Origin of the sequence: Streptomyces sp. NEAU-YJ-81 (assembly GCF_017592595.1) — a bacterium.
Taxonomy (GTDB): domain Bacteria; phylum Actinomycetota; class Actinomycetes; order Streptomycetales; family Streptomycetaceae; genus Streptomyces; species Streptomyces hygroscopicus_B.
This window is the reverse complement of record NZ_JAGFNO010000029.1, coordinates 107,452-124,714: the sequence shown is the minus strand read 5'-3', so window position 1 is coordinate 124,714 and position 17,263 is coordinate 107,452. Positions and strand designations below refer to the sequence as shown.

Annotated in this window: 9 protein-coding genes; all 9 read right to left on the bottom strand. The window is 71.9% G+C overall.

Features of this window, described 5'->3' with window-relative positions; translation table 11 throughout:
• Positions 1-745: 745 nt before the first annotated feature.
• The 9 genes from J5X86_RS40015 to J5X86_RS51305 all read right to left on the bottom strand — a co-directional run bounded on the left by J5X86_RS40015 (position 746) and on the right by J5X86_RS51305 (position 17,055).
• Positions 746-2,179: a cytochrome P450 gene (locus tag J5X86_RS40015; protein WP_208521552.1), complete on the bottom strand. Its 1,434-nt coding sequence runs from the start codon at positions 2,177-2,179 to the stop codon at positions 746-748.
• Positions 2,176-3,102 (bottom strand): SDR family NAD(P)-dependent oxidoreductase, encoded by a 927-nt coding sequence (locus J5X86_RS40010; protein WP_208521551.1) that lies wholly within the window; start codon positions 3,100-3,102, stop codon positions 2,176-2,178. The genes J5X86_RS40015 and J5X86_RS40010 overlap by 4 nt, the downstream gene beginning before the upstream one ends.
• Entirely contained in the window at positions 3,099-3,536 is a 438-nt protein-coding gene (locus tag J5X86_RS40005; RefSeq protein ID WP_014056060.1) for an ester cyclase, read from the bottom strand. The genes J5X86_RS40010 and J5X86_RS40005 overlap by 4 nt, the downstream gene beginning before the upstream one ends.
• A gap of 12 nt (positions 3,537-3,548) precedes the next feature.
• A complete protein-coding gene (locus tag J5X86_RS40000; protein ID WP_208521550.1) occupies positions 3,549-5,930 on the bottom strand; it encodes an SDR family NAD(P)-dependent oxidoreductase in 2,382 nt (793 codons plus the stop codon).
• Positions 5,927-11,926, bottom strand: coding sequence for an SDR family oxidoreductase (locus tag J5X86_RS39995; protein WP_208521549.1), 6,000 nt, complete (start codon positions 11,924-11,926; stop codon positions 5,927-5,929). Before J5X86_RS39995 ends, J5X86_RS40000 begins: the two co-directional genes overlap by 4 nt.
• A gap of 38 nt (positions 11,927-11,964) precedes the next feature.
• On the bottom strand, positions 11,965-13,494 hold the full coding sequence (locus J5X86_RS39990; RefSeq protein WP_208521548.1) for an acyltransferase domain-containing protein: 1,530 nt from the start codon (positions 13,492-13,494) through the stop codon (positions 11,965-11,967).
• A 319-nt stretch (positions 13,495-13,813) separates the two neighbouring features.
• Positions 13,814-15,187 (bottom strand): NAD(P)/FAD-dependent oxidoreductase, encoded by a 1,374-nt coding sequence (locus tag J5X86_RS39985; RefSeq protein ID WP_208521547.1) that lies wholly within the window; start codon positions 15,185-15,187, stop codon positions 13,814-13,816.
• A gap of 81 nt (positions 15,188-15,268) precedes the next feature.
• Positions 15,269-16,732: an MFS transporter gene (locus J5X86_RS39980; protein WP_078640016.1), complete on the bottom strand. Its 1,464-nt coding sequence runs from the start codon at positions 16,730-16,732 to the stop codon at positions 15,269-15,271.
• Between the two features lie 92 nt (positions 16,733-16,824).
• Positions 16,825-17,055, bottom strand: coding sequence for a helix-turn-helix transcriptional regulator (locus tag J5X86_RS51305; RefSeq protein WP_308124861.1), 231 nt, complete (start codon positions 17,053-17,055; stop codon positions 16,825-16,827).
• Positions 17,056-17,263 lie beyond the last annotated feature (208 nt).

Below are 17,263 nucleotides of genomic sequence, written 5' to 3'. Positions count from 1 at the left end.
GAGGATGTCGCGGTGACACGGGATCACTGCCGCATGGTTCACCCGGGGCCGATCCACTCACGCGTCCGGCCCATACGAATAGGATGCGGCGGAAGCAAGGGTGGTTACCTCAAGAGTGATACCGCCCTTGTCTCCTCATATCCGGGCAGCCGGGCCGCGGGCTTTCGCGATGAGGCCAGGTCGGCTCCGAGAAGCCCGGACCGGGCGGTTCCCACGGACCTCGCCCCTCGGGTCCTCCCGCACCGCGTCCGTTTTCTCGTCAACATCACGACGAGACGTGCTTTCCCGGAAAAGCGCCCGTGCCTCGTCGATAACGATCTCTCACCCCGACTCCCCGCCACTGGCGCGGGCGCGTTCCTTACCACGCCAGTTCGGTTCGTATTCGATCAGCAGTTCACTCCGCGCGAGTTCCTGACGCGCTTTCCCGGGCGAGATCGTCCGCGCGACATCAGGGAAGGCGACGGGGTCCCGCCCGGCCCGGAACTCAGCTTCCGCTTACGCCTTCGGACCGCGGTGGAAGGGGACGCTCACGTCCATGATCACCGCCTTGCGCGGGCCCGTCGCCTTCTCCGCGACGGCCGCGGCGCACAGGGCGGCCGATCGCCCATAGCGGCGCGCTTCCCAACTCGCCCTCCCCCAAGGCGTTTACGGATTTTTTACCACCCGTACAGCCTTCCGGCAGACGGGAAAGGGCGGGTTCGGCCACCAACGGGTGGATCGGGCCGGATCCGGGTGACGGCGGGGCCTACGGGTGGTGGGGGCAGGCGGCGGGTCCGGCGGGGGCGGTCCGCCGGGACGGGCGGGGCTCGGCGGTGCTCCGTTCGCGCGGGGTCACCGTCACCATCACGTTCTGCAGCGGCCGCAGCGAGATCACCGGCGAGCCGTACCTCAGCTCGGTCCCCGGGATCCGGCTGATCCGGAAGCGCTGGTTCACCATGGCCACGATGATGCGCAGCTCCAGCAGCGCCATGAAGTTGCCGACGCACTGCCGGGGCCCCGAGCCGAACGGGAGGTACGCCATCCGCGGCCGCTCCTTGATGGCCTGCGGGGTGAACCGGTACGGGTCGAAGGCCAGCGGGTTGTCCCAGTGGCGCGGGTTGTGGTGGGAGACCAGCGGGGACAGCAGCACCGAGGAGCCCGGTTCGACGTCATAGCCGCCGAGGGTGTCCGCGTCCACCGCCGCCCTGGGGAAGATCCAGATGGGCGGGTGCATCCGCAGGCTCTCGTCGACGACCATCTTGGTGTACGTGAGCGACTCGGCACTCGCCACGTCCGGCAGCCCGCCCCCGAGCACCGTGGCGATCTCGGCGTCCAGCTCCTCCTGGACCCCGGGGTGACCGGCGATCGACAGCAGCGTCCAGCATAGAGAGACGGCCGTGGTCTCATGACCGGCCAGATAGACGGTGAGCAGCTCGTCCTTGATCTGCTGATCGGTCCAGGGCTCACCGGTGGCCGGGTCGGTGGCCTGCTCCATCAGCGCGATCAGCGGCCCCTCCCCCGTCTCCGCGTAACTCCGGCGCACATCGGCCACGATGCGGTCGAAGACCCGGTGGATCCTGAGGATCTTGCGCTGACGGTCCGTCGGCACCCACGAGGGCAGCATCTCGGTGGCGGTGCCGCGCCGGAACATCACCTCCACCACATCGTCCACGATCGTCTTGAGCATGGCCGAGTCCGGCTTGATGTCGTAGGCGAACAGCGAGCGGCTGAGGGTGACCAGGGTCAGCCGCAGCATGTCGGTCATCAGGTCGACCGGCTCACCGGCGGCGGCCTTTGCCTCCCAGGTCTCCAGCATCTCCTCGGTGGCCCGGATGATGTTGGGGATGATGTCGGTGATGGCGTTCTTGAGGAAGACCGGCTGCACCGCCCGCCGGTGGGCGCGCCAGAACTCGCCGTCGGTGGTGAGCAGTCCCTTGCCCATGACCACGCCGAACTGCTCGTAGAGCGGGCCGCGGACGTAGTTGCCGTTGTTCTCCACCAGCACCCGGCGCACCGCCTCGGGCTCGGTCACCTGGTGCACCAGGAAGGGGCCGAGCCGCATCCGGACGATCTCGCCGTGGTCGCGCTGCAGACCGAGGAGGAATTCGGCGGTGTTCCGCTTCCAGGGGCCCAGACTGCCCATCAGCGGGACGCCCTTGGGGCCGGGGGCCAGGCGCGGTGCGGAGGTCGCTGTGGTCATCGGTGGTCTCCTTGCTTTCGCGGCCGCGGCCCGCGGGGCACCGGAAAGAGGCGGCGCACGAAGAGATGGTCGAAAAGGGCGTCGGGCGCGAGGCGCCGCAGGGCGATCGTGCTGTGGGCGAGGAGTCCGACGGGGTAGCGGGCGCGCGGCCGGGAGCCGCGGGCGCCCTTCGCCACCACCTTCGCCACCCGCCGGGCCACGTCGTCGGACTGGATCGCGAAGGTGCCCGCCAGGGTCCGGCGGCTGCCGGTGTAGATCGCCTCGAAGTACTCGGCGCTCTCCCGGCGGAAGGTCTCGTAGGTCCGGCTCACCGGCCGCAGATTGGCGACGTAGGTGGCACCGAAGCGGGTGGTGCGCACCGGGCCCGGCTCGACGAGGACGACCCGCACCCCGAAGTCGGCCACCTCGTTCCGCAGGGAGTCGCTGAGCGCCTCCACGGCGTGCTTGGTGGCGTTGTAGAAGCCCGAGCCGGGGACGGCGTAACGGCCGAAGATGGAGGAGATGTTGACGATGGTGCCGCCGCCGTGGGCGCGCATCGCGGGCAGCACGAGCTGGCTGAGCCGGACCAGTCCGTACACATTGGTCTCGAACTGCTCGCGCACCTCGGCCATGGAGGCTTCCTCGATACAGCCCGACATGGCGTAGCCGGCGCTGTTGACCAGCGCCCCCACCGCGCCGTGCGCCGCCTCGACCTTGGCGACCGCGGTGGCGATGGACTCCTCGTCGGTGACGTCGAGCGCCAGGGTGCGGATGCCGAGCGTCGCGAGCTCATCCAGCGTCTCGGGCCGCCGTGCGGTGGCGTACACGGCATGCCCGGCCCCGTGCAGCCGCAGCGCGCACGCGCGGCCGATGCCGGAGGAGCAGCCGGTGATGAGGACCGGGAGGCCGGCCCCGCGTCCCGGGGCCGGCGAGCGGCCGGTCACGCGGGGGGCGCGTCGAACGCCCCGAGCTGGGTGGCGAGGTCGTAGCTGTCCATGGAGAACCAGCTCTCCACGATCTTGCCCTCGTCGTTGAACTCGTCGATGACGATGCCGGGGATCTCCAGCGCGCGGCCCTGCGCCGGGATGATGCCCGCGTAGGCGTCGCCGGTGTGGGTGCCGCGTGCGGTGAACCGGCTGACGACCTTGTTCCCGTCCAGGATCCAGTCGTTCACGGTGACCTGGAGGTCGGGGAAGGAGGCGCGCTGCAGCCGCACCCACTCCTTCAGGTGCTCCACGCCTTCCTTGCCGTTCTCGGCGGTGCCGTGGCTGATGTGGTCCTCGGTGGCGCCCTCGTAGATGACGTCCAGATTGCCCTTGTTGAGGCACTGCTCGTAGTAGCGCTCGAGGACGGCCTTGTTCTGTTCGGGAGTGGACATGGGGTTCCCTTTCTATTCCGTGGTGTTGCCCAGCGGGCCGGAGAGTCCCGAGACGGTCGCCACGGGGTCCCCGGAGTCTGCGTCGGTGATCCGCCAGACGCCGAGCGAGGGATCGCCCTCGACGCGGGTGGGTCCGCGCTCGGCGGAGTGCGGTGTGATGCGGCCGAGGATCAGTGGGTCGGCGGTGACCGAGAGCCCGTCGCCCTGGGTGGTGCACCGCCGCACCACGTTCTCCAGCGCGGCGACCGGAAGGGCCGTTCCGGGCACGAGGGGCGTCGCCCACAGGTCGGCCGGCAGGCATCGCGGAACCTCGGCCACCAGCCGGCCCTCCGGCTCCACTCCCCATGCGCACAGCGGCACCACGGCGCCGCGCCAGTGCAGGAACGGCGGCCCGGAGCGGAGGGTGGTGGTCTGCCGGACGGTGGGGCCCGGCGGGGCGGGCGGCCGTGGCGCGCCGGTCTCGTGGACGATGCGCAGGCCGGCCTCGGGGCCGTCCCCGGCCCCCTCCCGGCGGTAGCGGACCTCCACGATCCAGTTGTGCCCCTCGTGGAAGCCGCGGGCCTCGCGGACCAGCCGGATCGCGGGGCCGTCCAGGCGCAGCAGCGACAGCGGCACCACGATCTCCTCCAGAACACCGGCCGTCAGCGCCGGGAAGTCCTCCGGAACGATCCATTCGGCGGCCCGCAGGGCGTTCTCCAGCAGGAGGGAGGGCGGCAGCGCGGGGGCGCCGTCGACACGGAAGTCGCCGAGCGCGGGGGTGTGTTCGGGGTCGAGGACGACGCGTGCCGTCATCCGGGCGTGCGGCTGGTAGGCGGTCACCTCGCCGAGGTGGAAGATCTTCGGATAGGCGGCGGCGAAACCGGGCAGCGCGGGCACCACGGGATAGCCGATGGCCTGTCCCGGGTCGATGGCCTGGCCCAGCGGCCCGACGAAGGTGACCTCGCCCTCGGAGGCCCCCAGCAGTTCGGCCCGCCAGCGCTCCAGCCCGTCCGCCACGTCGATCGCGGCCATGTAGCGCAGGGTGGCGGCGAAGTTGGCGATCAGCCCGATGCGGTCCCAGGTGGGCCAGGCGAGGGTCATCACGGGGAACGCGGCCCGGCGGGCGGCCCACTGGCCGAGCCTGGCCAGCCCGTCGTTGGCCGCGGCGTATTCGAGCTGGCCCACCATGCCGCCGAGGCGTCCGGTGAGGGAGCCGACGCTGCAGAAGAACTTCAGGTCGCGGTCGCACACCTCCTCGAAGACGTTGAGGAAGCCCTCGATCTTGACCTCGACGGTGCGCAGGATCTCCTCGTCGGTCTTCTTCGGCAGCCGGGCGGAGGTGTCCACTCCGGCGTTGTGCACCACTCCGGCGAGCCTGCCGCCCTCCAGCGCGTCCTCGCGCCGGATGAGCTCGCGCACCTGGGCGCGGTCGGTGAAGTCGCAGCGCGCGTACTCGACGCGCAGCCCCTCCCGCCGGGCGCGGGTCAGATGGGTGGCGAGCTCCCACAGGCGGTGGGTGCGGGCGAGCCGGGCCCGGGTCTTCGCGGGCGACTCGCCCTTCGTACGGCCCGCCCAGACCTCCTTCTCGTACCGCTTCCACCCGGCCTCGTCCACGCCGAACCAGGGCTCGTCCCCGCTCGGGAACGGCTCCCGGCCGGTCACCACGACCCGTACGCCGTGCCGGGCGGCCAGCGACCTGGCCAGCTCCCAGCCGATGCCCCGGCCGCCGCCGGAGATCAGCACGGTGTCCTCGGGGCCGAGGGTGAGGGCGGGCGCGGCCACGGGCCGGTCCTCGGGGGTGAGGGTGAACCGGCGGCCGTCCCGGCGGCCGACCTCGATCTCGCCGATGCGGCCGAGCTCGGCGGCGACGATGCCGGGCAGGTCGGCGGAGGCGGCCAGGTCGATATCCACGACGCGGGCGTTCACATTGGGGAACTCCCGGTGCAGGGTCTTGGCGAGCCCCGCCCAGATGCCGCCCAGGGGCTGCTCCAGACCGTCCCGCGGGTGCTGGCCCATCCCGCCGCCGAGATAGCTGACGGCGAGATAGAACAGCCGGTCCGCGGTCGTCTCCGCCGCCCAGTCGTCGTAAACGCCGCGCAGCGCGGTCACGGTCTCGGTCAGCGCCTGACGCCAGGCCCCGGCGAAGGCGGCGGGGTCCGGGTCGTACGCCCGGCCCACGGTGAGGTCGACGATGGCGTCCACGGGGCCGGGGCCGTCCGGCTCCCGGCGCACCAGCGCGCCGTGTTCCTTCAGTTCGCGCTCCACACCGGCGGCGATGTCCTCCTCGCCGCCGATCAGCAGCACCCGTATCCCGGCGAGCCGGGGGTGCGGCCCGGCGGGGCGCGGCAGCTCGGTGAGCCGCCACACCATCCGGGTCACCGGCTGGACCGGCGCGCCTTCCTCGGCCACGGTCATGTCCGGTCCTCCCCCGCTGCCGCCTGTTCGACGGCGACGGCCTCGCCGGTCTCGGCGTCGATGTAGCCGATGAGGGTGGCCCGCATGTCCTTCATCTGCAGGAGCATCCGGCCGTCGGGCCGTACCGCCACGAAGCGGTTGCTGATGGCGTCGGCCGTCAGATCGAAGCCGGGCGGGGTGACGAAGAGGTCGACGGCCTCGCCGGAGGCGGCCAGATCGTGGTCGCTGATCTCCTCGTACAGATCGATCCGGCGGATCGACAGTGGCGCGGCCACCGGCACCAGATGCCCGTCGACCAGATCCAGCACCCCCACCCGGGCCAGCCCGTCGAGCAGGATGGACGGCACGGTGAAGCGGGACCACACCGGGTCGCCCGCCGGGATGTCGGGCGCGTAGCGGGCGCGCTTGCCGCGGGGGTGGATCCGGGTGTCGGTGGTGGAGACGAACGGGCCGGTCAGCCGCACCGGGGAGCCGGGCTGGTGGTACGGGTCGGGGACCGGGGTCTCCTCCCCCGTCGGCCACGCCTCCCAGCGCGGCGCGGTGGGCGCCTCGGTGTCGAGCAGCACCCGGGCCAGGAAGTGGACCCGGTCCTTGACCAGGACCACTCCGCTGGGCGCGACCACGTCCTCGGTGATCCGCACCTGGACGACGGTCACCTCGCCGGGGCTGTCGACCAGTTCCGCGCGGATGCGCCTCGGACCGGCCGGGAGGTCGCGGTAGACCCGCAGGAAGTGCTCGAAGCGCAGGTCCTCGAAGGCGATCACCCGCTTGCCGGGGACCAGGGCGCGGGCGGCCTCGGCGGCCAGTTCGGTGACGAAGGTGCCGGGCAGGGTGGCCTCGCCGCGCACCGTGTGGTGCTCCAGATAGCCGTCGGTCTCCAGGTCGAAGGCGCACTCGTAGACCACCGACCGCTCATCGGACTCCAGCAGCCGGCGCAGGAAGAACCCGGGCCGCTCCGCCTCGCCCGTGGTGGCCAGATAGCCGGGGTAGAAGCGCTCGACGGTGGCGCGCTCGGCGTCGCCGAGGTGGACGACGGAGGGGCGCCGCACGGGGGCGTGCAGCTCCTGGACGAAGTGGTGGATGCCCTCGGCGATGGCCATGTTGCTGTACGACCCGGCGCGCTCGTAGTACGCCTTGGTCAGCTCGTTGGCGCCCATGCCGACGCCTTCCCACAGCGTCCAGCCGATGGTGAACTCGTCCGTCCGCGGATCGGTGGCCCGGGTGTGGGTCGCGGCGGCGGCCAGGAAGTCGTTGGCCGCGGCGTAGTCGGCCTCCCCTAGCTGTCCGAAGTAGCCCAGCAGCGAGCCGAAGTTGCACCACAGCCGGGGCGGCGCGGTGCGCAGGGCGCGCTTGAGGTGGAGGTAGGAGTCCAGCTTCAGATCGCGGATGGCGGTGAACTCGGCGAAGCTCTTGTCCTTGATCAGCCCCGAGCGCTGCAGCCCGGCAGCGTTGACCAGCAGGTCGATCCGCCCCTGTTCGGCCAGAACTTGGCCGATCGCCGCGTCCACCGCGTCGCCGTCGCGCATGTCGCAGGCGAGGTAGGTGACCCGGCCGGCCCCGCTGTGGGCGGCCATCTCGTCCAGGTTCCGGCGCGCCGAGCGGGCGTTGACCATGCGGTCGAACGCGCGGTTGATGTCGGCGACGGTGCGGCCGTCGCGCCGGGCGATCTCCGTCTTGATGTAGCCCGCGCGGCGGGCGGCGAACTCCTCGTCGGTGCCCTCATAGGTCTCCGGCGGCCAGTCGTCCAGGGAGTTGCTGCCGAGGACGTAGAGCCGGGGCCGGAAGTGCTCGGCGACCGCCTTGACCACCTCGGCGGTGATGCCCCGGGCGCCTCCGGCGACCACCACGACCGAGTCCCGGCCGAGAACGGCCCGTGCCCCCTCGCCGGGGCCGCCCGGCTCGTCGGAGAGCAGGTACGTCTTCCGTACGCCGTCGATGTCGAACACCGCGGGGAAGACCCGCTCGGCCGCGCTCTCCTCCTCGGCCCGGGCCATCGCCCCGGTGAGGTCGGTGGAGGAGGTGCAGAGCGTGAAGGCGAGGCAGGCGTCGCGCTCCAGGGCCGCGGTCTTCCACAGCCCGGTGAAGAGCCCGGTGTACGGATGCGGAGTGCCGCCGGGCGCGGCGCCCAGCAGCAGCGCCACGGCCGAGGAGCCGGGGTCGGCCAGGTCGTCGTAGGCGTGCTGGAGCGTCAGATAGGCGGCGTCGTGCAGGGCGGTGAGGCCGGGCGCGGGGCCGTCCGTGGGCGCCTGGCCGAGGTCGGCGACCACCCTGAGGTGGATGGCCCCGGGGCCCGCACCGGCCAGGGCCCGGCGGACCGACTCCTCGGTGACCTCGGGCAGATGGTGCCAGCCGGGGCGCGGGGCCCCGAGCGGCGCCGTGGACAGGACGGTGAGGTCCGCCTCCGGCGGCGCGGCACCGGCGAGCAGCTCGGGCGCGTCGGTGAGCACCACCGCGCCCGCGGGGAGGAACGGGATGCGCTCGCGCACGGTGCGCGCGGGCAGCTCGGTCAGGACGGGCACCTGGCGGCGGACCCGCACGGGAGTGCCGTCCGCGAGCCGCCCGTCGGTGGCGAACGCGGCGGGCAGCGCGGCCGGGGCCGCCTCGGCGGGGCCGGGCCCGGCGTCCTCGCCGGGCCCCGGGATGGTCAGCCGGAGCCGCGCTCCGGCGGCGCCCTCGCTCTCGTCGGTGGCGATCTCCACGCTCCCCGAGGGCCGGTGCAGCGCCTTGAGGACGGCGAGACCGCCGGCCGCGCCCAGATAGCGGGCGTGCTCGGGGGCTGGCGCGCCGCACAGCAGGATCTCGTCCGGGGCGGCCTCGCCGCGGCCCGCCTCGACGGCACCGAGCGGCTCGTCCACGTACGCGAGCACCTCGAGCCCCGCGGCGCGGGCCCGCTCCTCGGTGGTCAGGGCGAACAGGAAGGCGCCCTCGGCGAGTTCCTCGGCCTCCGGCGGCAGCAGCTCGCCGATCAGCGTGCGGTACTCCGGGAGGCTGTTGCCGTTGATCCCGCCCGCGAGCGCGAAGTCGAGCTCCCCGGTGCGCAGATAGCGGCCCGCGGAGGTGATGGAGGAGACGGCGGAGGCGAAGCCGGAGTCCATCGTCATGTTCGGGCCGTTGAGGTCGAAGTAGTTCGCCACCCGGGCCGAGATGATGTTGGGCATCTGGCCGGGGAAGGAGTCCTCGTTGGAGGCCGGGATCAGGTCGCGTACGCGGTCGCCGAGCCGCTCCAGAACACCCGGCAGGGCATCGGAGTCCAGCTCGCCGATCACCTCGGCGATGTCGTCGAGATAGCAGCGGTTGGCGTAGAGCATCGCGGCGCGGGTCGGGCCCATATGGCCGACGAACACACCGGTCTTGAGCGCCTGCTCCTGCCAGAAGTCCGGCATCTGGTCGCGGAGTTGATGGGCGCACTCCACGATCATCAACTGGCAGCGGTCCAGGGCGCGGATGGTCTTTGGAGGCAGCCGCACCTTGTTGAACGGCGGCGCCGGGTACTCCTGGCCGAAGCTGTCGCGGGGGCGCGGACCGCCGTCCAGCCAGCGGGTGACCTCCGCGCGGCCCTCCAGCCCCGGCAGATGGGCCGACCAGCCGACGATCGCCACCCGGCTGCCGGGGTCGGGGACCTTGGTGACGGTCGCGGGGGCCCGGTCGGTGGTGGCGTTCGCGGCGGCGGGGCGCGGCCGGTGCTCGGAGACGATCAGATGGGCGTTGGTGCCGCCGAAGCCGAACCCGGACACCGCGGCCAGCCGCGGGCCGTCCGGCTTCCCCGGCCACTCCTTGTGCTCGGGGGTGATCTCCAGTCCGGTCTCGGCGAGCCGGAAGTCCTCGCGGGGCCGGGAGAAGCGGAACTGACCGGGGATGGTGTGCTCGGCCAGGCCCAGCAGGTTCTCGATGAGCGAGACCACGCCCGCCGCCCAGCCGGTGTGGCCGATCAGGGACTTGTTGGAGGTGACCGCGGCCGGTCCCGCGGTGCCGTAGTACTCCCGCAGCGTGGTGAACTCGGCGAGGTCACCGGCCGGGGTGCCGGTGGCGTGGGCGTTGACCCAGCTCACCGCGGAGCCCTCGACCTCGCCCGCCTCCAGGGCGCGCCGCACCGCCAGGCTCTGACCTGCGGCGTTGGGCGCGTAGATGGCCTTGCCCTTGCCGTCGGAGGACGAGCCGAACGCCCGGAGCACCCCGAGCACCTCGTCCCCGTCGGCCCGCGCCCGGCTCAGCCGCTTGAGGACGACCAGCGCGGCGCCGTCGGCGAAGATCACCCCATCGGCGTCCTCGTCCAGCGCGTGCACCTCACCGCGCTTGGAGAGCCCCTGGAGCTTGGAGAAGAGCACGGTGCCGCGCGGCGCGAGCGCGAAGGCGCCACCGCAGACCGCGATGTCCTGCTTGCCCATGAGCAGGCCCTTGGCGGCGATGTCGATCGCGTACAGGGAGGAGGAGCAGGCGGTGTCCACCATGTGCAGCTCGGTGGAGGGCGGCAGCAGCCCGCGCATCGCCAGCTCGCCGACGCGGTGCGGCAGAAAGCGCGAGCGGTCCTGGCCGGCGCGCCAGTAGCGGCGGGCCAGGGCCGCTTCGATGTCGCCGCCGAGGGTGGTGCGCTCGCCGTCCTCCAGCGGCAGGTCCCGGAGGATGTCCTGCGTCATCCGGGTGACGCTGTCCAGCACCCCGGCCTCTTCGAGGTGCTGGCTGCCGTCGGGGGTGTAGCCGACGACGAAGGAGCAGCGGTCGGTGTCCTGGTGGCGCACCCCGTCCAGGGCCTGGACCAGGCTGTGGCGCAGCCACATGGTGGTCAGCTCATGGTCGTCCGTGCCGTCGGCCATGCTGTCGACGGAGCCGGGGGCCGCCTCGAAGTCCGTGATGAAGACGCAGCGGTCGGCGTACGCCTTGTCCTCGGCGGCGGTGTCGACGGCGTGGAAGTTCTCATGCCGCCAGCGGTCCCGGGGGATCTTGACGAACAGCTCGTCACCGGTCGTACGGAGCTTCCAGAACTCCTCGGGGCTGTTCGCCCCGGCGACCGCCAGGCCCATGCCGACGACGGCGATCGCGTCGTCGGGGACATCGGGGGGCAGGTCGGGGCCGGGCGCGTCCACGGCCTCGGCGACGGCCGCCTCGGGGGCGACGGCCTGGGGGCGTACGGGCTCGGGGGCCACGACGGGTTCGGCCTCGGGCGCTGGGGCCACGACGGACTCGGGCTCCGGTGCGGCCTCTTCCCGTACGGGGGCGGCGGCGGGCGGGGACAGAAGGGCGGCGCCCAGCGTCAGTCCCCCATCCGCGAGCACCACCTGTCCGGTGATCCACCGCGAGGCGTCGGAGGCCAGGAAGGCGACGACGTCGGCGAACTCCTCAGCGGTGCCCAGCCGTCCGAAGGGCGTCGCCCTGGCGATCACCTCCTGCATCTCCCGGGCCCGGGGGAACTTGTCCGCGACATCGCTTTCGAGCATGGCGGCCGAGGCGGTGTTCACCCGGATGCCGAGCGGGGCGAATTCCACGGCGAGATAGCGGGTCGCCGCCTCGGCGGCCGCCTTGGCGGGGGCGCAGGCCGAGTAGTTGGCCATCACCATCTGCGAGCCGCCGAGCGCCGAGACGGTGACGATCGACCCGCCGCCGGTGCGCGCCATCAGCGGGGCCGCGCCGCGAGCGCAGCGCAGTCCCCCCTTGTAGTTGGTGTCGATGGCCTTGGCGATGTCCTCGTCGGTCACCTCGGCCAGGGGCAGCAGGGCCCCGTTGGCGGCGCTGTTGACCAGGATGTCCAGCCGCCCGTGGCGCTCCTCGATCTCGGCGAACATCCGGTCGACCTGCTCCTGCCGGGCCACCGAGGCCCGTGCGAGCTCGACCCGGGCGCCGGTTGCCACCAGTTCGTCCCTGGTGCGCTTGGCCTGGTCGTGCGAGTGGAAATAGTTGAGGACGATGTCGGCGCCGCGGGCCGCGAGGGTGCGCGCGATCGCCTTTCCCACGCCCTTGGAACCTCCGGTGACCAGGGCCACCTTCCCCGTGAGGTCTTTCATGGAACGACTGACTCCTTCTGCGACGAGGGGTGGGCGCTTCAGCCCGTGGCGGAGGCGGGCGCATGGGCCCCCTGGTCGTTCATCTGCTGCAGCACAAAGTCGGTGATCTTGCCCATGGTGTTGTAGGTGGCCAGCCGGAAGCCGGACTCGCGCGGGGGCAGCCCGTAACGACTGGAGACCCTCGACAGGAGTTCGACCTGCTTGACGGAGTCGACTCCCAGCTCGGCCTCCAGCTGCACCTCGTCCTCGAAGACGTCCTCGGGGTATTCGAGCGCCTCGGCGTAGAGGGTCCGCAGCTCATCGAAGAGCCGCTCGCGGTCGTACTCCTCCGGCCGCGGCTCGGACGAGGCCGACGGGGCCGCGGGGGCGGTCTCGGGAGCGGCCTCGGGAGCGGCCCCGACGGCGGGCTCGGGCTCGGGGCGCCCGGCCTCGGCGGACTTGCGGAAGGCGTCCAGCTCGGTGCGGACCAGCTCCAGCACCATGTGGCCGTGCTCGCTCCAGTACGCCGCGAAGACGTCGGAGGGCACCGAGGGGGCCAGCAGCTCGGCGAGCCCGCCGCGCTCGGGCGCGGCCAGACCGGCCTCGCGCAGCGCCTCGAGGGTTCCGTCGAGCGCGAGCCGTCCGCCGGTCAGGGCCAGCGTGGGCAGCGACCGCACCTCGGAGCCATCGGTCACCTTGGCGACCAGCTTGGAGAGCGCGGCGCGCCCGCCCGCCTCCACGAACACCTCGGCGCCGCTCTCCCGCAGATGCCGTACGGCCGCGGCGAACCGCACCGGCCGGGTGAAGTGCTCGGCCAGCAGATCGGCGAGCACATCGCCCGGCTCGTAGTAGCGCTGCAGGATCGGCGAGTAGACCGGGCGGTTCAGCGGATGCTGGTCCAGCTTCCGTACGTAGGCGGCGAACTCGGGGGCGGCGGGGGCGAGCGCCGGGGTGTGGAAGGGGAAGGGGGTGTCGATCTCGATGGCGCCCACGTCCAGCTGTCCGGCGATCGCCACGACCCGGTCCAGGATTCCGGCGGGGCCGCTGACCACGGTCTGCTCGTCGTGGTTCTCGGTGGCCACGGCCAGCAGCGGCTCGTCCACCAGCTCCAGCAGCTTGCGGGTGCGCTCGGCGCTCGCGGCCAGGGCCACCATGCGGCCGTCGACACCGCCCTGCCGCTCGATCACGGCGACGCGCTGGGCGACGATCCGGACCCCGTCCTCGACCGAGAAGGCCCCGGCCGCCACCAGGGCGGTGATCTCGCCGAGGCTGTGCCCGGCCAGGACGTCGGGGGTGGCGCCCTGGGCGGCGAGGATCTCGTAGGCGGCCAGGCCCGCGCCGTAGATGGCGACCTGGGAGGCCCAGGGGTCGTTGTCGAGCAGATCGCGCAGATCGGCCTTGCGCTCGCCGAAGAGCACCTCGGAGATGCGGCTGGCGTAGAGCTCCTCGGTCACGGCGTCGAGCCGCTCGAAGACCCGGCCGATCTGGGGATGGCGCTCCTTGGCCCGGCGGAGCGCCTCGCCGTCGAAGCCGCCTTGTCCGGGGAAGAGAAAGGCCGTCGTGACGCCTGTGGACGGATTGCTGGACATGCCGATGCCTCCATGAGTGGGGTGGTGACGGTGAGTGAGGTGCGTCACCCGCGCGGGTGACGCGGCGCTGTGGGCGGCCGATGGCCGTTGTGAGGTCGCGGCCGTGCCGTGTGGGCGGGCCGCGGAAGAGCCGGGCTGGGGGGTGTTTGGCGGACCACGCGGCGGAGCCGCATATCGGTGCTTTCTCCCTCCCGCCCCTTCCCGTTACCAGGGGTCTGAGGGGAAGCCCCACCACGCGGCGGAGCCGCATATCGATGCTGCGGGAAGGGGCGGGGAGGGGAGCAGCCCGCCGCAGGCGTCACGATCCGTCGGACACCCCCTAGGCCGCGCCGGCGACCGGGGAGTCGAGCAGGAAGGTGCCCATGCTCCCGAGGTTGGCGGCGATCAGCCGGTCGGCGAGCCGGGTCGCCGGGGGCAGATGCCTGGGGGCGCCGCGGACGAGCCAGCGCACCATCCGGATCTTCCAGCCCGGATCGGGGCCCGGCGGGATGTGCTCGAAGAGGGCGTGGATATTGGCCGGGGAGTAGAACTCGGCGGGCGGGACGATCGTGGCGAACATCCCGACCATGCCGCTGCCGTGGTGCGGGCTGCGTGCCATCGCCCGGATGAACTCCAGCTCCTCGCGGTTGTAGTCGGCGAGCGCGGCATGGTCGCGGGTGTACCGGAAGTGGCCGCCCACCAGGGCGTCGCGGCGCCGGGCGTAGTCGGCGAGCGCGGCGGCGAGGTCACGGGCGCCGGACAGGGCGGGCTCCACGGCCTCCACGAGCAGTTCGGCACCGCGCAGGGAGTCGGTGATACCGGCGGCGGTGATGGGGTCGCGGGTGTAGCCCGCGTCGCCGACGAGGGCCCAGCCGGGGCCGTGGCAGTGGCGCAGGAAGTTGGGGACCGCGCCGGTCATCCACTTGTCGACGCGCCGGGTCTCCCGCAGCCGCGCCGCGAACTCGGGGTCGACGTCCTCGAAGGCGGCGATGACCGTGGCATCGCGGTCCTGGTCGGGGGACGCCTTGAAGTCCTTGACCGGCAGGGCCACTCCGACGATGGTGAGGCCGTCGTGGGTGGGCCAGGTGAAGGCGTGCTGATGGCGGTGGCGGTAGGTGCGCACCTTGCCGTCGTGCGGCAGATCGGCCCAGTACGACCAGTGGCTCTTGTTGAGCACCGGGTGGGAGTCGTACTTCTCGGCGCCCACCAGCCGGGCGACGGTGGAGTTCGAGCCGTCGGCGCCCACCACCAGCCGGGCGTGCTCGACGAGGGGAGTGCGGTCCTCGGTCTCGGCCCGGACGCCGATGACGGTGCCCTGGGCGTCCGTCAGCAGTTCGCGCAGCGCGACCTGTTCCCGCAGCTCCGCCCCGGCCTTGACGGCGGCCTCGAGCAGGATCTCGTCCAGCTTGGCGCGCTCCGGGGAGTACGCCTCGGCCACGCCCTCGACGGCGGGCAGCTTGGCCATCAGCTCGACGGGGCCGCTCTGCAGACCGTAGGAGTGAATGGGCGGGCAGCCGGTGGCCGCCACCTCGTCCAGCAGTCCCCAGCGCTTCAGCCGGAGAATTCCCGGGGGGTGGACCAGATTTGTGGCGGCCCCCTTGCCGCCGGGGAATTTGGCCCGGTCCAGGAGAAGGACCCGGTATCCCGCTCTTGCCAGGAGCATCGCCGTCGATGCCCCACTGATGCGCGCTCCTACCACAATGACGTCGTACATAGCGACCCCCATACCCAACGGTCACCCGGGGTCCGGGGACCGGTGGATCATCTTTTTCGCTCTGTCTTCGCTCTGTCGAATTTAGTTGCGCGACCGACTCGGGAGGTTTCCCGTGTATGAATCCTCGGCGGCTCCCGAAGAAATCACCTTCGTTTCGCCGGGTACGGTACGGCCGCGCGGTGCCGTGAGAATGGCCAGACAGCCAAGGGCGGCGATTCCGGCGCCGATCCAGGCGGCGGGCCGCAGCCCGTCCACGAATTCCTGGGGCGAGCCGTATCCGCCCAGCGTGGTGAATACGGAGGTGAGCACCGCGACACCGAGTGCGCCGCCGAGCTCCCGGAAGGTGTTGTTGGCGCCCGAGGCGATTCCCTGGTCGCGGGGTGCGACGATACTCATCGCCATTTCCGCGACGGGCGAGAAGAACAGCCCGAGGCCGATTCCGCCGAGCACCAGACCGGGCACCTGGTCGGCGTAGGCGGTGTCCGCGCTCACCACGGACGCCAGCCAGCCCAGCCCCACGGCCTCGAACAGCAGACCAGCGGCGACCACCAGACGGTTGCCGAGCCGGGCGGTCAGCAGCGCCGCCAGCGGGGCGACGAGGACCGGCATCGCCGTCCACGGCAGCATCTTCACGCCCGCCTCCAGCGGCGAGAAGCCCTGGATGTTCTGCATGAACTGGGTGAGCAGGAAGACCAGTCCGAACATGGCCGCGAACATCAGCAGGCTGGCCGCGTTGACCGCGCTGAACGCGCGGTTGCGGAACAGCCGCATCGGCAGCATGGGTTCGGCGGTGCGCAGCTCCCAGGCCACGAAAAGCGCGAGGACCACGAGGCCGCCGGCCAGGAAGCCGATCACCCGGCCGCTGGACCAGCCGTGTTCGGTGGTGGACACCAGCGCGTAGACCACACCGAACACCCCGAGGCTGACCAGGACGGTGCCCACCGGGTCGAGCGAGGTGTCCGGGCGGGTGGACTCGGCCAGCTTCCAGAGGCCCAGCACCAGCACCAGCACGCCGATCGGCACATTGACCCAGAAGATCCACTCCCAGGAGATCTTCTCCACCACGGCCCCGCCGATCAGCGGGCCGAGCGCGACCGCGAGCCCGCTGAGGGCGCCCCAGACACCCAGCGCGAGACCGCGCCGGCGCTCGGGGACGGCGACGGTCAGCAGCGTCAGCGTCAGCGGCATCACCACGGCCGCCCCGAGGCCCTGTACGGCCCGGGCGGCGATCAGGGCGTCCGCGCTGCCGGACAGCGCCGCGGCGGCGGAGGCCCCGGTGAAGACGACGAGGCCGGCCAGGAAGACCCGGCGGCGCCCGAACCGGTCCCCGGCGGCCGCACCGGCCATCAGGAAGACCGAGAAGGTGAGGGTGTAGCCGTTCACCGTCCACTCCAGGTCCTGGAGGCTGGTGCCCAGGTCCTTCTGGATGGCGGGCAGCGCGGTGATGACGACGAGGTTGTCCAAGGCGGCCATGAAGACGGTGAGTCCGGACACCACCAGCGTCCACACGGGGTTCATTCCGCTCGGGCCGGAACGGTCAGACATGAATACCTTTCCTATGACGGCGCGTTTGCTGTGCGACGGGTTCGTTCAAGTCGATATCCGGCCGAGGGATAAACGGGCAGACACAGGCAACGCTATCCGGCCACGATCCTCCCGGGAACTGTACTTTGGTACAGGTGCCGGTAGCTGAGGGCGACGAGACCGGCCTGCAGCCGCGATTCCACCTGCAGTTTCGCGAGTATTGACGCCACATGCGCCTTCACCGTGCGCTCGGTCACCTGGAGCCGCAGTGCGATACGGCGGTTGGACCACCCCGCGCCGAGCAGCGCAAACGCCTGGGCCTCCCTGGCCGATAACAACGGCACACGCTCAAGCTCCCGCGTCCAGTTCGGTGCGGGAATATCGGGCACGACGGCAAGACCGCCCCTGTCGGACACGGTGACATTTCCCCCTAGTGTGCGGCGCGTAGAGCCGCCGCTCATGCAAGAATCAGACTGGATTGCGCTCTTGATTATTGCGGCCGTACACCCGTACGAGTCAAGGATTTCCGACCCTTTCTCGCCTCGCGAGAAA

Bases quoted from the DNA above. Each gene is read 5' to 3' on its own strand.
- J5X86_RS40015 (WP_208521552.1), bottom strand. From the start codon at position 2,179: ATGACCACAGCGACCTCCGCACCGCGCCTGGCCCCCGGCCCCAAGGGC.
- J5X86_RS40005 (WP_014056060.1), bottom strand. From the start codon at position 3,536: ATGTCCACTCCCGAACAGAACAAGGCCGTCCTCGAGCGCTACTACGAG.
- J5X86_RS40000 (WP_208521550.1), bottom strand. From the start codon at position 5,930: ATGACCGTGGCCGAGGAAGGCGCGCCGGTCCAGCCGGTGACCCGGATG.
- J5X86_RS39995 (WP_208521549.1), bottom strand. From the start codon at position 11,926: ATGAAAGACCTCACGGGGAAGGTGGCCCTGGTCACCGGAGGTTCCAAG.
- J5X86_RS39990 (WP_208521548.1), bottom strand. From the start codon at position 13,494: ATGTCCAGCAATCCGTCCACAGGCGTCACGACGGCCTTTCTCTTCCCC.
- J5X86_RS39985 (WP_208521547.1), bottom strand. From the start codon at position 15,187: ATGTACGACGTCATTGTGGTAGGAGCGCGCATCAGTGGGGCATCGACG.
- J5X86_RS39980 (WP_078640016.1), bottom strand. From the start codon at position 16,732: ATGTCTGACCGTTCCGGCCCGAGCGGAATGAACCCCGTGTGGACGCTG.